This window comes from Pseudomonas sp. Tn43, from assembly GCF_014192635.1.
Taxonomy (GTDB): Bacteria; Pseudomonadota; Gammaproteobacteria; order Pseudomonadales; family Pseudomonadaceae; genus Aquipseudomonas.
On the sequence record NZ_JACHYG010000001.1, the window covers coordinates 98,071 to 118,987 of the forward strand.

The window sequence follows — 20,917 nt, forward strand, 5'->3', positions numbered from 1 at the left end:
GAGGCTTTCAACGATGCCGTTACGGACCCTTGAGACCTGGCCCCACGGCGCAATCATGCTGGACGCAGAACACACGCGTTTTGCCTTGTGGGCGCCCGATGCGTTTTTTGTCAGTCTCGAACTGGAAGATGGACAATCCCTGCCGTTATTGCCTCAGGCCGATGGCTGGTTTGTGATCAAGACCCGCTGTCCCGCGGGTACCCGCTACCGCTACAACATCGATGGCGAGCTGGAAGTGCCGGACCCGGCCTCCCGCGCCCAGGCGGGCGATATCGACAGCCACAGCGTGGTGGTCGATCCGCTCGCCTATCGGTGGCAACACACTGCCTGGCGGGGCCGACCGTGGAATGAAGCGGTGATCTACGAACTGCACGTCGGTGCACTCGGTGGTTTCAGCCAGGTTGAGCAACACCTGGCCCACCTGGTTGAGCTGGGTATTACCGCTATCGAACTGATGCCGCTGGCGCAGTTTCCCGGCGAACGTAACTGGGGCTATGACGGGGTTCTGCTTTACGCGCCTCAAGCCTCCTACGGCTCGCCCGAACAACTCAAACACCTGATCGACACGGCCCACGGCCACGGCCTGGCGGTGATTCTCGACGTGGTCTACAACCATTTCGGCCCCGACGGCAATTACCTGCATCGCTACGCCAAAGGCTTTTTCCGCGAAGACAAACACACCCCATGGGGCGCGGCGATCGACTTCAGGCGGCGCGAGGTGCGCGACTTCTTCATCGACAACGCGCTGATGTGGTTGCTGGAGTACCGCTTCGACGGCCTGCGCCTGGACGCGGTGCATGCCATCGACGATCCGGACTTCCTTCAGGAGCTGGCGCAACGGGTGCGCCAGCAAACCGATCCGGCGCGGCACGTGTGGCTGATGGCGGAAAACGAGCACAACCAGGCCAGCCTGCTGGAGCAAGGTTTCGACGCGCAATGGAACGACGACGGCCATAACGCCCTGCACGTTCTGCTCACGGGTGAAACCGATGCCTATTACGCCGACTATGCCCAACAGCCCACCGAACAACTCGCCCGCTGCCTGAGCCAGGGCTTCGTGTTTCAGGGCCACATCACCCGCCACGGTACGGCGCGCGGTGAGCCGAGCGGTCACTTGCCGCCCACGGCTTTCGTGCTATTTCTTCAAAACCACGACCAGATCGGCAATCGCGCCTTTGGCGAGCGTCTGCATCAGCTGGCCCATCCTGATGCCCTTTACGCCGCCACCGCGTTGCTGCTGTTGTCACCGATGATCCCGCTGATGTTCATGGGCGACGAATTCGCCGCCGAACAACCGTTCCTGTTCTTCACCAGCCACCATGGCGAATTGGCGCAATTGGTGCGCGAAGGGCGACGCAATGAATTCGCGGCGTTCAGCGCTTTTGCCGATCCGCACAAACGCGAGCAGATTCCCGACCCGAACGCGACGCAGACCTTCGAAGCTTCACGGCCGAAGCTGACCGCCAGCCACCAATCGCCGGTTTATGAGCTGTATCGCCAACTGCTGCAAATCCGCCACCGACACATCATCCCGCACTTGCCCGGCGCCCAGGCGCTGGGTGCGCAGGTCCTGGCCCAGGGCGCGGTGACGGCGCGCTGGCGGCTGGGCGATGGCAGTCAGTTGCGCATTGACCTGAACCTCAGCGAGGCGCCTGTGGTCCACACCCCACAGTCCGACGCGACATTGCTGTTCGAACACCCGCCACAATCGGCCAGTCTGTTGAATCAGGGCACACTTGCCCCCTATTGCGCGCTAGTCAGCCTCACGGCCGCAGCCCCTTTGCTACCCCCGGATGGAGAGCGCCCATGAGCAATGCGCAACTGGAAATACTGGCCAGCCGAGCAGGCCTGGCCGTCGATTGGATCGATGCCAATGGCCGTCCGCAGAAAGTGGCTCCGGCGGTGTTGCGTTCGGTGCTCAGTGGGCTTGGCCATCCCGCCAGTACGGCCCAGGAGATCGACGCCAGCCTGCTGCAGTTGCAAGAGGTGCAACAAACCCGGCACCTGCCACCGCTGCTGACCTGCGACGTGGGTGCCGGCCTTGATCTGTCCCGCTATTTCGAACCGCAGACCCCGTGTGAAATCCATCTCGAAGACGGCTCGCGGATCAACTTGAAGCTCGATGACAACGCTGTGTTGCCCGGGCTGGTGCCGGTGGGTTATCAGCACGTCAGCATCGACGATCAATCTTTCACCCTGGCGGTAGCCCCCCTGCGCTGCTACAGCGTGGGCGATGCCGTTGGCAGTCAACACCCGCGCACCTGGGGCCTGAGCGTGCAGTTGTATTCGCTGCGCCGTCCCGGCGATGGCGGTTTCGGCGATACCCAGGCCCTCGAAGATCTGGCCCGGGTGGCGGGCGAACGAGGCGCCGAAGCATTGGCGATCAGTCCGCTGCATGCGATGTTCAGCCGCGACACCCAGCGTTACAGTCCTTACTCGCCGTCCAGCCGTTTGTTTCTCAACAGCCTGTACGCGGCGCCCGGTGCCATTCTCGGTGAGCGTGCCCTGCGCACTGCTATCGACGCCACCGGTCTTGCCGCTGAGCTCAAGCACCTCGAAGCGTTGCCGCTGATCGACTGGCCCACCGCCGCCGAAGCCAAGCACCGTTTGCTCGAAGCCTTGTACGAAGGCTTCACCCACGGCGAACACCCTTTGCACCCGGATTTCAGCAGCTTCCGCCATGCCGGTGGCGAAGCGCTGGAAAATCATTGCCGCTTCGAAGCGATCCAGGAAGCCCGTGCACGGCGTGGTGAAAGCCTCGACTGGCGCGAGTGGCCCGAACAATGGCGTGATCCGCGCAGCACCGCTCTGGCGCATTTCGCCGAAGAACATTCGGCCCGCATCGGCTATTACGCGTTCTGCCAGTGGCTGATCGCACGCTGCCTGGAACGCGCCCAGACCGCCGCCCGCAGTGCCGGCATGGGCATCGGCCTGATTGCGGACCTGGCGGTGGGCGCCGACGGCGGCGGCAGCCAGGCCTGGAGTCGTCAAGACGAACTGCTCGCCTCACTGACCGTGGGTGCGCCGCCGGACATCCTCAACCGTTCCGGCCAAGGCTGGGGCATTTCCGCGTTTTCCCCCGAAGGTCTGGTGCGCAACGGCTTTCGCGCGTTCATCGAAATGCTGCGGGCCAACTTCGCCCATGCCGGCGGCCTGCGCATCGATCACGTCATGGGCCTGCAACGATTGTGGGTGATCCCCAATGACGCGCCACCCAGCGACGGGGCCTACCTTTATTATCCGGTGGATGACCTGCTGCGCCTGCTGACCCTCGAATCCCATCGACATCAGGCCATCGTGCTCGGCGAAGACCTCGGCACCGTGCCCGAGGGCTTGCGCGAAAAACTCATCGCGCGCTCAATTCTCGGCATGCGCGTGCTGCTGTTCGAACAGGACAATACTCACTTCAAGCCGATCCTCGACTGGCCGGACAACGCCCTGGCAACCACCAGCACCCATGACCTGCCGACGCTCAATGGCTGGTGGCATGGCCGCGATATCGACTGGAGCGCGCGCTTGAATCTGGTCGACGCCCCGGGGGAAATCGAATGGCGCCAACACCGTGAGCGCGAGCGTGAAGGCTTGCGTCGGGTGCTGAGCGAGGACCCACAGAATTTCCGCGAAGAGTCCCACGAAACCGATCAGGTGCTCGACGCCGCCATCCGCTTCCTTGGTCATACCCGCGCGCCGCTGGTCTTGCTGCCGATGGAAGATGCCTTGGGCATCGAACAGCAGGCCAACCTGCCCGGCACCACCGACACCCATCCCAACTGGTCGCGCAGGTTGCCTGGCGACAGCGAGACCCTGCTCGATGATCCGGACGCCGCCCGACGCCTGGAACTGCTCGCCTGTGCGCGACTTCAGGCGGCCGAGCGTGACCAATGAATCATTCGCTCACCCCACCGCCGCGAGCCACCCTGCGGCTGCAATTTCATAAAGGTTTCACCCTGGATCAGGCGGTGCCGCTGGTGCCGTACTTTGCCAGCCTGGGCATCAGCCATGTCTATGCTTCGCCGCTGCTCGCCGCCCGCGCGGGGTCCATGCATGGCTACGACGTGGTGGACCCGACCAGGGTCAACCCTGAACTGGGCGGCGAGGCTGCGTTGCGCCGTTTAGTCGCTGCATTGCGCGCGCAGAACATGGGGCTGATCCTCGACATTGTCTCCAATCATATGGCCGTCGGCGGTGGCGATAACCCCTGGTGGCTCGATTTGCTGGAGTGGGGGCGACTGAGCCCTTACGGCGAGTTCTTCGACATCCAATGGCACTCGCCCGACCCGTTGATGGAAGGCCAATTGCTGCTGCCTTTCTTGGGCAGTGATTACGGCATCGCCTTGCAGCACGGCACCCTGCCCTTGCGTTTCGATGCCCGGAGCGGCGCCTTTCATGTCGAGCACTACGAACATCACTTCCCCATTTCCCCATCAGATTACGGCGAGCTGCTCAAGGCCGATGATCACTTGAATGCCGAGCAGGCCGAACAGCTCAAATCCCTGGCAGACCGCTTCAGTACCTTGAGCTACCAGACTGACGCGTACAACCTGGCGAGTGCGCTGAAAACCGAACTGCACGAACTGGCCAGCGATCCTGCCATTCTTCGCGCCATCGAGCACACGCTCGGCGCCTACGACTCGCTCACGGCCCAGGGTTTCGAGCGCCTGCATAACCTGCTGGAGCGCCAGAGTTATCGGCTGGCCAGTTGGCGCACGGCGGCGGACGACATCAACTGGCGGCGCTTTTTCGATATCAATGAACTGGGCGGCCTGCGTGTCGAACGTCCGGCGGTGTTCGAGGCCACCCATGCAAAAATCTTCGAGCTGGTGGCCGAAGGTCTTGTCGACGGGCTGCGCGTCGATCACATCGATGGCCTCGCCGACCCGCGTGGTTATTGCCGCAAACTGCGGCGCAGAGTCGATCGCCTGGCACCGCAGCGGCACCTGCCGATCTACGTCGAGAAAATCCTCGGCGAGGGCGAAACCTTGCACCGTGACTGGTCTGTCGATGGCAGCACCGGTTACGAATTCATGAACCAGTTGTCATTGCTGCAACACGCCCCTGAAGGCGCCCGGACCTTGGGTGAACTCTGGAGCCGTCACAGCGAACGGCCCGCCGATTTCCGTCAGGAAGCGCAACTGGCGCGCCAGCAGATTCTCAACGGTTCCCTTGCCGGAGATTTCGAAAGTGTCGCCCACGCCCTGTTGCAAGTGGCCCGGGATGACTTGATGACCCGGGACCTGACCCTCGGCGCAATCCGTCGGGCCTTGCAGGAACTGATCGTACACTTCCCGGTGTATCGCACTTATATCAGCCCGTTGGGCCGCGCCGCCCAAGACGAAATGTTTTTCCAGCAAGCCATGGACGGCGCCCGGCAAACCCTTGGCGAGACCGACTGGCCTGTGCTCGATTGCCTGGCCGGCTGGCTTGGTGGCCAACCCTGGCGCAAGCACCCGCCAGGCCGCTCACGCAAATTGCTCAAGCATGCCTGCGTGCGTTTCCAGCAACTGACTTCACCGGCGGCGGCCAAAGCGGTGGAAGACACCGCGCTTTATCGCTCGGCCGTGCTGCTGTCGCGCAACGATGTCGGCTACAACACCGAGCAGTTCAGTGCCCCGGTGACCGACTTCCATGCTGCCTGCGTCAATCGCCTGGCCGAGTTCCCCGACAACCTGCTGACCACCGCGACCCACGATCACAAACGCGGCGAAGACACCCGCGCGCGGCTGGCAGTGTTGAGCGAGCGCAGCACCTGGTACGCCGACCAGGTCGAGCACTGGCGAAACCTGGCCGATGAACTGCGCATTGAACCCGGCGCGCCCTCGGCCGGGGACGAGCTGATTCTGTATCAAGTGATGCTCGGCAGTTGGCCCCTGAAGCTGCGCAGCAATGATCAGGCGGCCCTCCAGGACTACGCCAAACGCCTCTGGCAGTGGCAACAGAAAGCCCTGCGCGAAGCCAAGTTGCAAAGCAACTGGAGCGCGCCAAACGAGGGATATGAACAGGCGACCCATGGATTTCTCGAACGCCTGCTGCTCAGCCCCGAAGGCGAACGACTGCGCGCGGCCATCGGTGCGGCGGCGCAGAGCATCGCCGCCCCGGGTGCATTGAATGGCTTGGCGCAAACCTTGCTGCGAATGACCGTACCGGGAGTACCGGACCTTTATCAGGGCAACGAATTCTGGGACTTCACGCTGGTCGATCCGGACAACCGTCGCCCCGTGGATTACATCAGTCGTCAGCAGGCGATGCATCTACGGCTGGATCTGCCCGATCTGCTGGCGAACTGGCGGGACGGGCGCATCAAGCAAATCCTGATCGCCCGAACATTACAAAGACGTACCGAGTTTGCCGGACTGTTTCAAAGAGGGACGTATCAAGCCCTGGAAGTGCTCGGCAGCCAGGCTCACCGGGTACTGGCATTTGTTCGCGAATGGCAGGGAGAGCGGGCTATCGTGATAGTACCGATACGCTGTGCCGAGCTGCTGGAAAACAGTGCCGAACCACAGATTGAAGCGCCACTGTGGAGCGATACACGGGTCAAATTACCGTTTGCGACGCCTGAAGAAAATCTGAAGGGACTTTTTGCGAGCGTCGTAGTCACAAAACACAGGGAACTGATGGTCAGTGCCGCGCTGGGGGATTTCCCGGTCAATCTCTTTATCCAAACTACCCAAGCTTGAGTTCAGTTCAGGAGCATTGCGATGAGTATCGACGATAAACGCATCCGCGAATTTGCCTATCAAATCTGGGAATCCGAAGGAAAGCCCGAGGGCCAGGAAGAGCGCCATTGGGAGATGGCTCGCAAACTGGCCGACGCTGAAGCCCAAGCCAAAGCGCTGGCACCCGGCAAGTCAGCAAAAACGACTGGCAGCAAAAGCCTCGGCGCCAAGTCCGCGACCGGCAAGCCCGACGGCAAACTCAGTGCCAAAGGCGCTGAACCCAAAGCCAGGACCAAAGCCAAACCCGCTGCTTCGACAATGACCCCGCTTGGCGAAAAGAGCGTCGAAAAAAAGCCACGCGCTGCGCGCAAACCGCCAACGACCTGACGCGTTTATCGCCTCGCCTCGCTTGATTTGTGGCGTGTCTTTCGCCACCGAGGGCGCGCTCGCCCTCGAAAAAAACCAGAGCCAGGGTTCGCAGTCGAGAGCCGTCACCCCATGCAGGAGCAACTATGAGCAGTCCAAAGAAAACCGCGCCCGAACCTCGTGCCGAGGCCTCGCGAATCCGTGAAGGCTTGCCCTTCCCGCTAGGCGCGACCTGGGATGGCCTGGGGGTCAATTTCGCGCTGTTTTCGGCTCACGCGACCAAGGTTGAACTGTGCATTTTCGACGATTCCGGCGAGGTGGAACTGGAGCGTATCGAGTTACCGGAATACACCGACGAGATCTACCACGGCTACCTGCCCGACGCCCATCCGGGGCTGATCTATGGTTATCGCGTGTACGGTCCTTACGACCCGGCCAACGGTCATCGCTTCAACCCCAACAAGCTGCTGATCGATCCCTACGCCAAGCAATTGGTCGGTCGGTTGAAATGGTCCGAAGCGTTGTTCGGCTACACCATCGGCCACCCGGACGCGGACCTCAGTTTCGATGAACGGGACAGCGCGCCCTTCGTGCCCAAATGCAAAGTGATCGACCCGGCGCACACCTGGGGCCATGACCATCGGGTCAGCGTGCCGTGGGACAAAACGATCATTTATGAAACACACGTCCGCGGTTTCAGCATGCGTCACCCCGCCGTCCCCGAAAACTTGCGCGGCACCTTCGCCGGGTTGATGGTCGATGACGTGCTCGAACACATCCGCAAGCTCGGCGTGTCGAGCGTGGAACTGCTGCCGATTCATGCCTTCGTCAATGATCAGCATCTGCTGCACAAAGGCATGACCAACTACTGGGGTTACAACAGCATTGCCTTCTTTGCCCCGGACCCGCGCTACCTGGCCAGCGGCAAGATCGCCGAGTTCAAAGAGATGGTCGCGCACCTGCACGAGGCCAATCTGGAAGTGATCCTCGACGTGGTCTACAACCACACCGCCGAGGGCAACGAACAAGGCCCGACCCTGTCGATGCGCGGCATCGACAACGCCTCTTACTACCGGTTGATGCCCGACGACAAGCGCTACTACATCAACGATTCGGGGACCGGCAATACCCTGGACCTGAGTCACCCGTGCGTGCTGCAAATGGTCACCGATTCTCTGCGTTACTGGGCCACGGAAATGCACGTGGACGGTTTCCGTTTCGACCTGGCGACCATTCTTGGCCGTTATCACGACGGCTTCGACGAGCGTCACAGCTTTCTCGTGGCCTGCCGACAAGATCCGGTGCTGCGCCAGGTGAAGATGATTTCCGAACCCTGGGACTGTGGCCCTGGTGGTTATCAGGTCGGGAATTTCCCGCCGGGGTGGGTCGAATGGAATGACAAATTCCGCGACACCGTGCGTGGGTTCTGGAAAGGCGACGACGGCCAACTCGCCGACTTCGCCAGCCGCATGACTGCCTCCGGTGAGATGTTCAACCAGCGTGGACGCCGACCATATGCCTCGCTGAATTTTATTACCGCCCATGACGGTTTCACGCTCAACGATCTGGTGTCGTACAACGACAAGCACAACGAAGCCAACGACGAGAACAATGAGGACGGCAGCAACAACAACCTGTCCTGGAACCACGGTGTCGAAGGCCCCACCGACGATCCCGAGATCAATGCGCTGCGCCAACGACAGATGCGTAACTTCTTTGCCACATTGCTGCTGGCCCAAGGCACGCCAATGCTGGTGGCCGGCGATGAGTTCGCGCGCACCCAGAACGGTAATAACAATGCCTATTGCCAGGACAGCGAGATCGGTTGGGTCAATTGGGACCTGAGCGAAGACGGCAAGGCCCTGCTCAAGTTCGTCAAACGCCTGATCAAATTGCGCCTGGCCTATCCGATTCTGCGTCGGGGGCGCTTCCTGGTGGGCAACTACAATGAAGACATCGGCGTCAAGGACGTGACCTGGCTGGCCCCGGACGGCAGCGAAATGTCCACCGAACAATGGGAAGAAAGCCACGGTCGTTGCCTGGGCATGTTGCTCGATGGCCGCGCCCAGGAAACCGGCATTCGCCGCAAAGGCGCCGACGCGACCCTGCTGCTGGTGGTCAACGCCCACCATGACGTCGTCAATTTCCTGCTCCCGGAAGTGCCCGACGGCGCTTTCTGGACTTGCATGATCGATACCAATCAACCCTCGATTCGTGGCCAGGAACGCTTCGGGTTCGGTCACGAATATTCCGTCACGGGCCGCTCGCTGCTGCTGTTCGAATTGCAGCGCGAAGAAGAAGAGTGAACAGGGCCCTCGGGGGCAAGCCGTCATGAAATCCGTAGGGACGGTTTCGCTGATTATTTGCCAAACCTGACATAGCCTGGGTTAAAAAAATCGTATCAGACCAAAGACTGAGGCGACGAATAGCGATCCATGAGCAATACTCTGCCCGCGGCTATCCAGGGTTCGGAGCGCTGCAAATTGCTATTTACCCCGCCTTCACGGGTCTGCCAGGCTTGCGCCCTCGCAAGCATTGCGCACGACTGAGGGCCAGACAGAACAAGGACGTAGTGCCTATGAATACAGTGTCCATCAGCGAAAATGGTCTGCCCGCGCAAATCTGGAACAGCGCCCGGCAACTGGACGACATCCCTTTCATCAATACAGAAACCCTGGTCCCGGCCGGTGCTCGCGCAGTGGTGATCGCACCGCATCCAGGCGATGAAGTGTTGACCTGCGGCGGCCTTCTGCAACAGTTGTGCGCCCTTGACCATCCTCTGCAATTGATCTCGATCACCGACGGTAGCTACAGCCATTTTGGTTCACCACAGTGGTCACAGAAACGCCTGAGCGTAATTCGCCCCCAGGAAAGCGTTGAAGCGTTGCGCCGACTCGGGTTGCCGATGCACAGCCTTAAGTGGATTCGCGCCGGCTTCCCTGACAGTGGGCTGACCGAAAGAGAGTCTGAACTGACCCGGTTCATCATCCGCTACCTGCGCCCAGGCGATGTGGTGTTCACCACCTGGCGCGAAGACGGCAACGTCGATCACGACGCCGTTGGCCGTGCCAGCGCCAGGGCCGCGGCGCTGGTTGGTGCAACACTCAACGAAATACCGGTTTGGGCCTGGCACTGGCCCTCACGCGATCACGCGCTGATCCCCTGGCATCGAGCACGCAAGGTACGCCTGGACCCCTGGGCCGTGGCGCGTAAAAGCCACGCCACCTATGCCTACGCCAGCCAACTTGACGGTGAGCCGATGATCGGTGCCGCCCCATCACTGCCCCGGGTGCTTCTGGAGCGCATGCGACTGCCGTATGAAATGGTGTTTGTCTGAATCATGCGGGGAATGTTTTGGTGAGGGGCTTCTGTGGTGGATGGGCTTTTGTGGCGAGGGGGCTTGCCCCCGTTCGGCTGCGAAGCAGTCGCAAAAGCTTTTGGGGCCGCTTCGCGACCCAACGGGGGCAAGCCCCCACGCCACAAAAGCCTCGTTCCACAGAGCTTCCCCAGTTACAGAAGTCCCCTCGCCGCAGGGAAGCCCTCGCGGCAAAAATTCCTTTGCTGTCAATCACGCTGAACTGCTCGCCCCCTGCACCAGTCGCATGCATACATCAGCCTTGATTAAGAGGAGTAAACGTGACCAGTGATGCCGAACGACAAGCCATCGAATCCATACCCTCGGACACGCCTGCGGCGGTTCATCGACTCAGAGTGCTGACGGTCAATACCCATAAAGGCTTCACCGCCCTCAACCGGCGTTTTATCCTTCCGGAGTTGCGAGAAGCGGTACGCAGCACGTCGGCAGACCTGGTGTTTTTGCAGGAAGTGGTCGGTGAGCATGACCGGCATTCTTTCCGTTACAACGATTGGCCACAAACCTCGCAATACGAGTTCCTGGCCGACAGCATGTGGAGTGATTTCGCTTACGGTCGCAACGCGGTCTACCCTGATGGCCATCATGGCAATGCCCTGCTCTCGAAATACCCGATCCGCGAATTTCGCAACCTCGATGTCTCGATCACCGGCCCCGAGCGGCGCGGGTTGTTGCATTGCGTGCTGGATGTGCCGGGGCATGCCGAAGTGCATGCCATTTGCGTGCACCTGAGCCTGCTGGAAAGCCATCGACAACTGCAGCTGCAATTGCTCTGCCTGTTGCTCGAATCGTTGCCCGATGATGCCCCAGTGATTATTGCCGGCGATTTCAACGACTGGCAGTTGCAAGGCAATGCCGCCCTCGCCCGGCGCCATTACTTGCATGAAGCCTTTGAACGCCATCATGGCCGTCCGGCAAAAACGTACCCGGCACGTTTTCCCCTCCTGCGCCTGGACCGGATCTACCTGCGTAATGCCAGCAGTCATGAACCGCGCATACTTGGCCACAAACCCTGGACGCATTTGTCGGACCATTTGCCGCTGGCGGTGGAAGTGCGCCTGTAACACCGTCAAGAGACAGTCGCCAGTCATCCCCTCCATGACAGAAAAAATGACAGTAATGGCACACCGACGTCGTTGGTTTCTCCTGCGCTCGACCTTCGGTCAAACAACTGATAGCGCCCTACCAAACGTGTCTGGCCCGCGCCTTTCTGGATGATTTTTTGCACAAACAACAACTTAGATACGCGCCAATAATCAGTCACTTACAACACATAAAATAGCCATACCGCTTATCGGCCACTTTCTTGACGCAGCGCCTGCAGTCTTCTTAGCTAGTGCTTACTACCCCCGGAAATTTATCAGGGGCCAGCCACCAGACTCCTGTAAGAAAAGGCGGGTCTGACCTTGCCCTAATCCATTCGGTCGCCCCTCATTCGGGGTAGGAGAGACGCCAAAGCGAGATACGCATGCAACTGCAAGGTAGACCTCCATGAAGACTTCACTCACCCCACAAGAGATCAAAATCACTTTCTGCACCGTCACGAGTTCACTCCTGCTGTGCTCATCCATGGAGGTGCAGGCCTCGTCTGCCGAGGATGAATCAACGCTTTGGTATAACCAGGCACTGCCGACCCTTACCTTGCCCGCCGGCTTGGCCACGTATCCCGGCCATTCACGTGTCAATCCAGATGTACAAAGCTCACGCCTGACGGTCGAAAACGCCGCGCCTTCGGCCTGGGACCATGTCTATGGAAAGACCTCACGGCAAGCCCAAACCGACTATCAGGCCCTGGGCGATTCCATCCCTGGCGCCAGCGAATTCAAAAGCCCGGCGCTGTTGACCGTCCAAAGCAACAGCGGCCATACCCAGCGGGTCGGATTGATCGGCGGCACCACTCAATTTCAGGGCAATGACAACGGTCTGCTGACCAGTCGCGCCCTCGCCGATCCCGACCATGACACCCTCAATCTTCAAGGCCAGAGTCTCGGCGCCTACTGGAGCCTGACCGGCCCACAAGGCTGGCACGTAGACTTGAGCGCCAGCGGCGGCCGGGTCAACGGTTACAGCCGCAATGACCAAGGCGCGCGACAAGCCGCCGAAGGCAGCGCGGTGACGCTGTCGGTGGAAGGCGGTTTCCCGATTGGCTTGGGTGATAACTGGGTGATCGAACCCCAGGCGCAGTTGATCAATCAACGTATTACGCTGGATAAGCCCTATGCCGGCTCCGCTAACGGCTCCTCCAGCGACATGTCGTCCTGGAGCGGCCGGGTCGGTGCCCGCTTGAAAGGTAGTTACGATATCAATGGCCTGCCGGTCGAACCCTATGTGCGCACCAACGTGTGGCACACGGTATACACCGGCAATACCGTGAGCCTGGATCAGGTCGACAAAATCAGCAGCAGCCGCAAATCCTCGACGGTGGATGTGGGTTTGGGACTGGTCGCCAGAGTCACGCCTTTGGTCAGCCTGTACATCAGCGCCGATTACAGCAGCGATGTGGATGACAATGATTTGAACGGGTTGATTGGCAGCCTTGGGGTGCGGATGCGGTGGTGAAGCCTGGCCGATGATCGTTCCGACGCTGCGCGTGGGAATGCCTCAATGGACGCTCTGCGTCCGCTCTTGGGACGCGGAGCGTCCCGGGCTGCATTCCCACGCAGAGCGTGGGAACGATCAGGACGCGATTTTGGATCAACCCTGCGGACGCAAAATCAACACCGCCAACGGCGGCAGGTTCAAATCCAGGGAAAGCGCCTGGCCATGGCTCGGTTGTTCGTCGGTGGATACCCCGCCGCCGTTACCGTAATTGGACCCGGCATAAGTGTCGGCATCGCTGTTGATCAACTCGACCCAACGCCCGGCGAAGGGCACACCGATGCGATAAGACTGTCGCGGCACCGGGGTAAAATTCGCCACCACCAGCACAGGCCGCCCGTCCTTGCTCCAGCGCAGCCAGGCGTAGACGCTGTTGGTCGCATCGTCGCCGATCAACCACTGGAAGCCTTGCGGGGCGTCATCCTGGTCATGCAGCGCCGGTTCTTCGCGATACAACCGATTGAGGTCACCGACCAGTTTGCGCACCCCTTGATGTTCCGGGTATTGCAGCAAATACCAGTCCAGTTGCTGATCGTGATTCCATTCCCGCCACTGGCCGAATTCGCAGCCCATGAACAACAGTTTCTTGCCCGGATGCGTCCACATGAAACTCAGGTAAGCCCGCAAGTTGGCAAACTTCTGCCAGCGGTCGCCGGGCATCTTGTCGATCAGCGAATGCTTGCCATGCACCACTTCATCGTGAGAAATCGGCAGGATGAAGCGTTCGGACCAGGCATACATCAGACCGAAACTCAGCTCGTTGTGATGATGGGCGCGGTACACCGGGTCCTGCTGGATGTAATGCAGCGAATCGTGCATCCAGCCCATGTTCCATTTATAGGCAAAACCCAACCCACCCTGTTGCGTGCTCTGGCTGACGCCCGGCCACGCCGTGGATTCTTCGGCAATCACCAGCGCGCCCGGTGTTTCCAGAGCCACCACGTCATTGAGATGACGCAGAAAATCAATGGCCTCCAGATTCTCCCGACCGCCGTGACGGTTGGGCACCCACTCACCGGCCTTGCGCGAGTAATCGCGATACAGCATCGACGCCACCGCATCCACGCGCAGGCCATCGACGTGGAAATGCTTGAGCCAGTGCAGCGCCGACGCCAGCATGTAGCCGTGCACCTCGGTGCGGCCCAGGTTGTAGATCAGCGTGTCCCAGTCCTGGTGAAAACCTTCCTGCGGGTTACCGTACTCATACAACGCCGTGCCGTCGAACTGCGCCAGGCCGTGGGTATCGGTGGGGAAATGCGCCGGCACCCAATCGAGGATCACACCGATCTCGGCCTGGTGACAGGCATTGACGAACGCGGCGAACTCATCCGGCGTGCCGTAACGGGCGCTTGGGGCGAATTGCGACAGCAATTGATAACCCCAGGAGCCACCGAAGGGATGCTCCATGATCGGCATCAGTTCGATGTGAGTGAAACCCAGCTCCTTCACATAAGGAATCAGCCGCTCGGCCAATTCGGGCCAGGTGTACTGACGGGCGACTTCGCCCAGGTCATCCAGTTCGCATTGCCAGGAACCGGCGTGCAACTCATAGATCGACAACGGTGCGCTGGTTCGCTGACGCTCGCCCCGCGACTGCATCCAGTCGTGATCCTTCCAGTCGATTTTCAGCGGCGAGGCGACTTTCGATGCGGTGTCCGGTGGCAGTGCGGTGGCGAGGGCCATTGGGTCGGCCTTGAGCGGCAGAATGCCGTGGGCACCGAGGATCTCGTATTTGTAGGCTTCCCCCGCTTGCAAGCGCGGAATGAACAACTCCCAGACCCCGGAAGGATGGCGCAATCGCATCGGATGGCGGCGACCGTCCCAGACGTTGAAATCGCCAACCACCGAAACCCTTCTGGCATTCGGCGCCCACACGGCGAAGCGCACACCCTCTACACCATCGACCGTCTTCAGCTGCGCGCCGAGGCAACTGCTCAAGTCCCGGTGATTGCCCTCGGCGAACAGGTACAAATCCATCTCGCCGAGTAACGGACCAAAGCTGTAAGGGTCCTCGGCAAGTTGCTCGCCACCCGCCCAACGGGTTCGCAACAAATAGGGCCGAGCCCGCTCGAAGTGCCCGACGAACAGCCCCGGGGTTTGCGTGGCCTCAAGGCTGCCGAGCTCTTCCCCGGATTCCTTGTCCACCACTTGCACACTCAAGGCATCCGGCAGATAGGCGCGAATGAATTGCCCGCCAGCGCCATCGCTATGCGGGCCCAGAATTGCAAAGGGGTCTTGGTGCTCGGCGCGTACCAACGCATCGATATCCCGCGCCCTGGGCAGCAGCGCCTGTTCAACGTGCCCCTGTTCCTTGTTCGAGATACTCATGACTACTCTCCACCAAGATCGGAAAAGGGTTTGAGCCCACTCAATAAACCGTGTAGACCGTGCAACGGCACGGGCAGCCAGGTGGGTCGATTTTCAGCCTCATAGGCCACTTCATAAGCCGCCTTCTCCAGACCGAACAACGCCAGCGCGGCGTCCTCGCCTTCAGGATCTTGCCATGCATGAGCAAGACTAGCTGCCGCCAGCCGATAAGCGTCGACAAATGCATGCCGCGCTTCTTTCAGATAACGATCGGCGACCCGTTGCCGCGCGGCCTGGGCCTCGGCGGTGTTATCGACGTTATGCACGTTGAGCGTCATCGCCGCCGCGTAATCGAAGGAGCGCAACACGCCGCTGACATCTTTATAGGGGCTGTGTTTGCCTCGGCGTTCATGCAGGCCCCGTGCCGGTTCACCTTCGAAATCGATCAGGTAGGCATCGCCCTTGATCACCAGCACTTGCCCCAGGTGCAAGTCGCCATGGACGCGAATGCGCAGGCCACCAGCCGCTTTTTTGCCCAATTCCTGAACATGGCTGAGGATGGTTCTTTTGTTGTCCAGCAAACGACTGACCAATGCCTGATCCGCGGAGCTCAGGTCAGTTTGATGCTGCTTGAGCAACTTCAGGGCATGTTCCAGCTGCGCCGCCACATCCTTGGCCGAGGCGAGGGCATCTTTCTGGGTGGTGATTTGTGGTGCGAAGTCCGGGTTGGCGCTCGGGGCTGCCAACACTTGATGCATTTCCCCCAGGCGCTGGCCGAGCATGCCGGCGAAATCTTTCAGCTCGCCGAGGGCGTTGTAATGCTGTTCCTGTTCCGAGACGGCATCGGCGAGCTCGTCGCGAAGCGCCCGTTCGAGGTTGTTCTGGGTCCACTCCCACGCGTCGCCCTGATTGCTCAAGTAACCTTGGGCGATCATCAGCAGCGTGTCCTCGCCTGCCGCGTTGCGACGGGTCACCGCGCCCAGCAGCGGCGAAATATTCTGGAAACCGGCATGGGTCAGGTACGCACTCATTTCCAGTTCCGGGTGCACCCCTGGCGCGACCTTGCGGATCAGCTTGAGTACCAGGCTGCCGCCGATCACCACTGAACTGTTGGATTGCTCGGCGGACAAATAGCGCACCTCCGACTCGGCGGTCAGGCCAAGCCTGGTCAGGGCGTCGGTGGGCTCGAAACGGATCTCGCCACCGTCGGATGACAATACCGTGCCGGCCTGCATGCTCTGCAACACCGCATGAACAAAGCTGTCGAGGCTGAACGCGTCGGTGATCAAACCGACCTGACGCCCACGCCGGACCCGGGCCAGCGCCAATTGCTGCGGCAACGCCGCGCCGACCTGTTCCTCGGAGATAAAGCCGAACGGCAGTTGATAGCGGCTTGTCTGCCCACCGCTGGTGACGTCGATTTCCCCCAGCAACACTGGATGCTGCGGGTCGCCGAAACGCACGCCGTACGCCAGGTTGACGCTGTCGATGACGCCGTCCTTGCCGGCGAACCAGCGGCGATTCTGCAACCAGCTCGGCAGAATGCTCTGCTCCAGGGTTTGTCGGGACGGCGCTTCGAGCAGCTCTTCCATGCGTTTCTTCAGCACCAGGGTGGTGAAGTCCGGCAGGCTGTGCGCCGGCTCCACGTGCCAGCTCGGCATCTGGTTTTCCGCCGCCAGCCCAAACCAATAGAAACCGTAAGGCGCCAGCGTCAGCAGGAAATTCAACTGGCCGATGGGCGGGAACGCATTGCCGCCGAGCATCTCCACCGGAACCATGCCGACATAGGCCGAAAGGTCCAGCTCCGCCGCTTGCGCGCTTCGGGATACGTTGGCCACGCACAGAATGATCTCGTGCTTGCCATCCGGGCCGGTGAATTCGCGGGTATACGCCAGGATCCGGCGATTGCTCGGCGAGAGCATTTTCAGCGTCCCGCGCCCGAACGCCTTGGATTGCTTGCGCACCGCGAGCAGGCGCCGGTTCCAGTTCAACAACGAATGAGGGTCACCGGCCTGGGTTTCGACGTTGACCGACAAGTAGCCGTAAAGCGGGTCCATGATCGGCGGCAACACCAGGCTGGCCGGGTCGGCGCGGGAGAAACCGCCATTACGGTCGATCGACCATTGCATTGGCGTGCGCACACCGTCGCGATCGCCGAGGTAGATGTTGTCGCCCATGCCGATTTCATCGCCGTAATACAGGGTCGGCGTGCCCGGCATCGACAGCAGCAAACTGTTGAGCAATTCCACGCGGCGACGGTCACGTTCCATCAACGGCGCCAGACGCCGACGGATCCCCAGATTGATTCGCGCCCGGCGGTCGGCGGCGTAGTAATTCCACAGGTAATCGCGCTCCCGGTCGGTGACCATTTCCAGGGTCAGCTCATCGTGGTTGCGCAGGAAAATAGCCCACTGGCAGTTGGCGGGGATTTCCGGGGTCTGGCGCAGAATATCGGTGATCGGGAAACGATCTTCCTGGGCCAGCGCCATGTACATGCGCGGCATCAACGGGAAGTGAAAGGCCATGTGGCATTCATCGCCGTTCTGGCCATCGGCAGTGGTGTTGCCAAAGTACAGTTGAGTGTCTTCCGGCCACTGATTGGCCTCGGCCAGCAGCATGCGATCGGGGTAGTTGGCGTCGATTTCGGCGCGGATCTGCTTGAGAACGTCGTGGGTCTCGGGCAGGTTTTCGTTGTTGGTGCCGTCGCGCTCGATCAGGTACGGGATCGCGTCCAGCCGCAGACCGTCGATGCCCATGTCGAGCCAGTAGCGCATCACCGACAGCACCGCTTTCATGACTTGCGGGTTGTCGAAATTCAGGTCCGGCTGGTGAGAATAGAAACGGTGCCAGAAGTACTGACCGGCGACCGGGTCCCAGGTCCAGTTGGACTTTTCAGTGTCGAGAAAAATGATGCGGGTGCCGTCGTATTTCTGATCGTTATCGGACCAGACATAGAACTCGCGGGCCGCCGAACCGGGCTTGGCCTTGCGTGCGCGCTGGAACCAGGCGTGCTGGTCCGAGGTGTGATTGATGACCAGTTCGGTAATCACCCGCAGGCCACGTTTGTGGGCTTCGGCAATAAAGCGTTTGGCATCGGCCAGGGTGCCGTAGTCCGGGTGTACACCACGGTATTCGGCGATGTCATAACCATCGTCGCGTCGTGGCGAGGGGTAGAACGGCAACAGCCAAATGGTGTTGACGCCCAGATCGGCAATGTAATCGAGTTTGGCGATAAGGCCGGGAAAGTCGCCGATCCCGTCGTTGTTGGAGTCGAAAAAAGACTTAACATGAACTTGGTAAATCACCGCATCCTTGTACCAGAGCGGGTCCTTGATAAAGGTGGCTGACCTGGGTTTCTTCGCCATTTGTAACTCCTGTTGATACTAGAGAACGCCTTGGCCTAGATCGTTCCCACGCTCTGCGTGGAAATGCATCCAGTGACGCTCTGCGTCACAGCGGCGGACGCGGAGCGTCCAGGGCGGCATTCCCACGCAGAGCGTGGGAACGATCATGACGGTCAAGAAGTAGTAATCCTCCAGATCCCGAACGGCAGATGCCACGGTTCGAGCCGCATGAACTGGTACTTGCCGTGCCAGGTCCAGCGGTGGCCGTTCATCAAGTCTTCGCCTTGAGTGACGGCATCATCGGGCAGGCCCATTTCCCACAGCGGCAATTCGAAGTTCGCCTCTTGGGCGTGGTGCGGATCGAGGTTGACCGCCACCAGAATGAAATTGCTGCCGTCGACGCTGCGTTTACCGAAGTACAGAATGTTGTCGTTCCAGGCGTTGTAGACCTTCAGGCCCAAGTGCGTGTGCAAGGCCGGGTTCTGTCGGCGGATGCGGTTGAGCTGGGCGATTTCGGCAATGATGTTGCCCGGCGCGTTGAAGTCTCGGGGGCGGATTTCGTACTTCTCGGAATTGAGGTATTCCTCCCGGCCCGGTACCGGCGCCGCTTCACATAACTCAAAACCCGAATACATGCCCCACAGGCCGGAGCCCATGGTTGCCAGCGCGGCGCGAATCAGAAAGCCGGCGCGCCCGGACTCATGCAGGAACGTCGGGTTGATGTCCGGCGTGTTGACGAAGAAATTCGGCCGGTAGCATTCACGCCACGGCGATTCATTGAGTTCGGTGAAATAGGTCGCCAGCTCGTGCTTGGTATTGCGCCAGGTGAAATAGGTGTAGCTCTGGGAGTAACCGACCTTGCCCAGGCGCGCCATCATCGCTGGCGTCGTAAAGGCTTCGGCCAGGAAAATCACCTCGGGGTACAGCGCCCGGACATCGGCAATCATCCATTGCCAGAACGGCAACGGCTTGGTGTGAGGGTTGTCGACGCGAAACAGTTTCACGCCCTCCTCGACCCAACCCACCACAATGTCGCGCAACTCGATCCACAGGCTGGGGATCGCGTCCACGGCATAGAAATCGACGTTGACGATGTCCTGGTATTTCTTCGGCGGGTTCTCGGCGTATTTGATCGTGCCGTCCGGCCGCCAGTTGAACCAGCCCGGGTGCTGTTTGAGCCACGGATGGTCCTGGGAACACTGAATCGCAAAATCGAGAGCAATTTCCAGCCCATGCCGGGATGCTGCCGCGACGAGCCGGCGGAAATCCTCGCGAGTGCCCAATTCCGAGTGAATCGCCTCATGCCCGCCCTCTTCACTGCCAATGGCGTACGGGCTGCCCGGATCGTCCGGGCCGGCGATCAACGAGTTGTTCGGGCCTTTGCGGTAGCTGCGGCCGATCGGGTGGATGGGCGTGAAATACAGCACGTCGAAGCCCATGTCCTGGATCATCGGCAGCCGCGAATGCACGTCGTTGAAGGTGCCATGACGGGCCGGGTCATCGGTGATCGAGCGCGGAAACAATTCATACCAACTGGCGAACTCCGCCAGCTCTCGCTCCACGTCCACCGGGTATTCCGGGCTCAGGCTCAGGAAGGGACGATGATCGGCCTGGGCCATCAAATCCGCGCTGCGTTGGTGCAGAAACAAGGCGACCTGCTCGGTTTCGAGCAGACCGCACAATTTGTGGTGCAACGTCGTCAATTGTTCGCTGAGATGGCCTTCAGAGCGTTCGGCGGCCTGTTGGACGTGATTGCGTCCTTCCTGCAGTTCCAGGCTGACCGAAACGCCAGCGTCGTGCTTTTTTTTCAGCTCATAACAGAAGCTGGCGAACTGATCGATCCAGGCTTCGAGGCAGAACACATAACGCCCCTGCTTCTTGACACGAAACTGGCCCTGCCAGCCGTTATTGCCCAGCTCGGCCATCACCTCGCTCTGCCAGGTTTCGTCGCCGTCGGCACGCCAGCGGATGCGCACGGCCAGTTTGTCGTGGCCGTCGGCAAACACTTTGCTGGTCACCACCACGTCCTGATCAATCACGGCTTTAACGGCGAATTGCCCGCCATCGAGGGTCGGCATGGTGTTTTCGATCACGATCCGCGGTAGCAGCAACGCCTGCGACAGCGGTATATGCGGGTTGTAGCTAAATTCTGTGGGTTTCTCAGCGGTCATCGAGCATCTCTCCTTAACGCCCCAAGGACGCTCTTGTGCCTGGTCGTCGTTCACACGAAGCGATCTGCCCCGGCATGAACTCACTTAAGTTCCGAACAGCAG

Annotated in this window: 11 protein-coding genes; 8 read left to right on the plus strand and 3 right to left on the minus strand. The window is 60.5% G+C overall.

The annotated features are described in order from the left end of the window. The first annotated feature begins 13 nt into the window (after positions 1-13). The 8 genes from treZ (at position 14) to FHW68_RS00475 (ending at position 12,954) form a co-directional block, all read left to right on the plus strand. Positions 14-1,810 carry a malto-oligosyltrehalose trehalohydrolase gene (gene treZ, locus FHW68_RS00440; RefSeq protein WP_095631448.1) on the plus strand — a complete coding sequence of 599 codons (1,797 nt, stop codon included), beginning with the start codon at positions 14-16 and terminating at the stop codon, positions 1,808-1,810. Then, positions 1,807-3,885, plus strand: coding sequence for a 4-alpha-glucanotransferase (malQ, locus tag FHW68_RS00445; RefSeq protein ID WP_095631449.1), 2,079 nt, complete (start codon positions 1,807-1,809; stop codon positions 3,883-3,885). Before treZ ends, malQ begins: the two co-directional genes overlap by 4 nt. Continuing rightward, on the plus strand, positions 3,882-6,677 hold the full coding sequence (locus tag FHW68_RS00450; protein WP_183678076.1) for a malto-oligosyltrehalose synthase: 2,796 nt from the start codon (positions 3,882-3,884) through the stop codon (positions 6,675-6,677). Before malQ ends, FHW68_RS00450 begins: the two co-directional genes overlap by 4 nt. A gap of 21 nt (positions 6,678-6,698) precedes the next feature. Beyond that, entirely contained in the window at positions 6,699-7,043 is a 345-nt protein-coding gene (locus FHW68_RS00455) for a DUF2934 domain-containing protein (protein WP_183678078.1), read from the plus strand. A gap of 125 nt (positions 7,044-7,168) precedes the next feature. Beyond that, positions 7,169-9,328, plus strand: a complete 2,160-nt coding sequence (glgX, locus tag FHW68_RS00460) for a glycogen debranching protein GlgX (protein WP_183678080.1) — start codon at positions 7,169-7,171, stop codon at positions 9,326-9,328. Between the two features lie 272 nt (positions 9,329-9,600). Then, complete coding sequence (locus tag FHW68_RS00465; RefSeq protein ID WP_095631453.1) at positions 9,601-10,359, plus strand: PIG-L deacetylase family protein; 759 nt, start codon at positions 9,601-9,603, stop codon at positions 10,357-10,359. Positions 10,360-10,658: 299 nt separating this feature from the next. After that, the gene (locus tag FHW68_RS00470) at positions 10,659-11,459 is read left to right on the plus strand and encodes an endonuclease/exonuclease/phosphatase family protein (protein WP_095631455.1); all 801 of its coding nucleotides are present in this window, start codon (positions 10,659-10,661) and stop codon (positions 11,457-11,459) included. Between the two features lie 427 nt (positions 11,460-11,886). Then, a complete protein-coding gene (locus FHW68_RS00475; protein ID WP_183678082.1) occupies positions 11,887-12,954 on the plus strand; it encodes an autotransporter outer membrane beta-barrel domain-containing protein in 1,068 nt (355 codons plus the stop codon). A 135-nt stretch (positions 12,955-13,089) separates the two neighbouring features. Here FHW68_RS00475 and glgB read toward each other — a convergent pair whose 3' ends face one another. The 3 genes from glgB to FHW68_RS00490 form a co-directional block, all read right to left on the minus strand. Beyond that, a complete protein-coding gene (gene glgB, locus FHW68_RS00480; RefSeq protein WP_183678084.1) occupies positions 13,090-15,321 on the minus strand; it encodes a 1,4-alpha-glucan branching protein GlgB in 2,232 nt (743 codons plus the stop codon). 2 nt (positions 15,322-15,323) lie between these two features. Beyond that, positions 15,324-18,665: a maltose alpha-D-glucosyltransferase gene (gene treS, locus FHW68_RS00485; RefSeq protein WP_183678086.1), complete on the minus strand. Its 3,342-nt coding sequence runs from the start codon at positions 18,663-18,665 to the stop codon at positions 15,324-15,326. A gap of 152 nt (positions 18,666-18,817) precedes the next feature. Then, entirely contained in the window at positions 18,818-20,815 is a 1,998-nt protein-coding gene (locus FHW68_RS00490) for an alpha-1,4-glucan--maltose-1-phosphate maltosyltransferase (protein ID WP_183678087.1), read from the minus strand. Positions 20,816-20,917 lie beyond the last annotated feature (102 nt).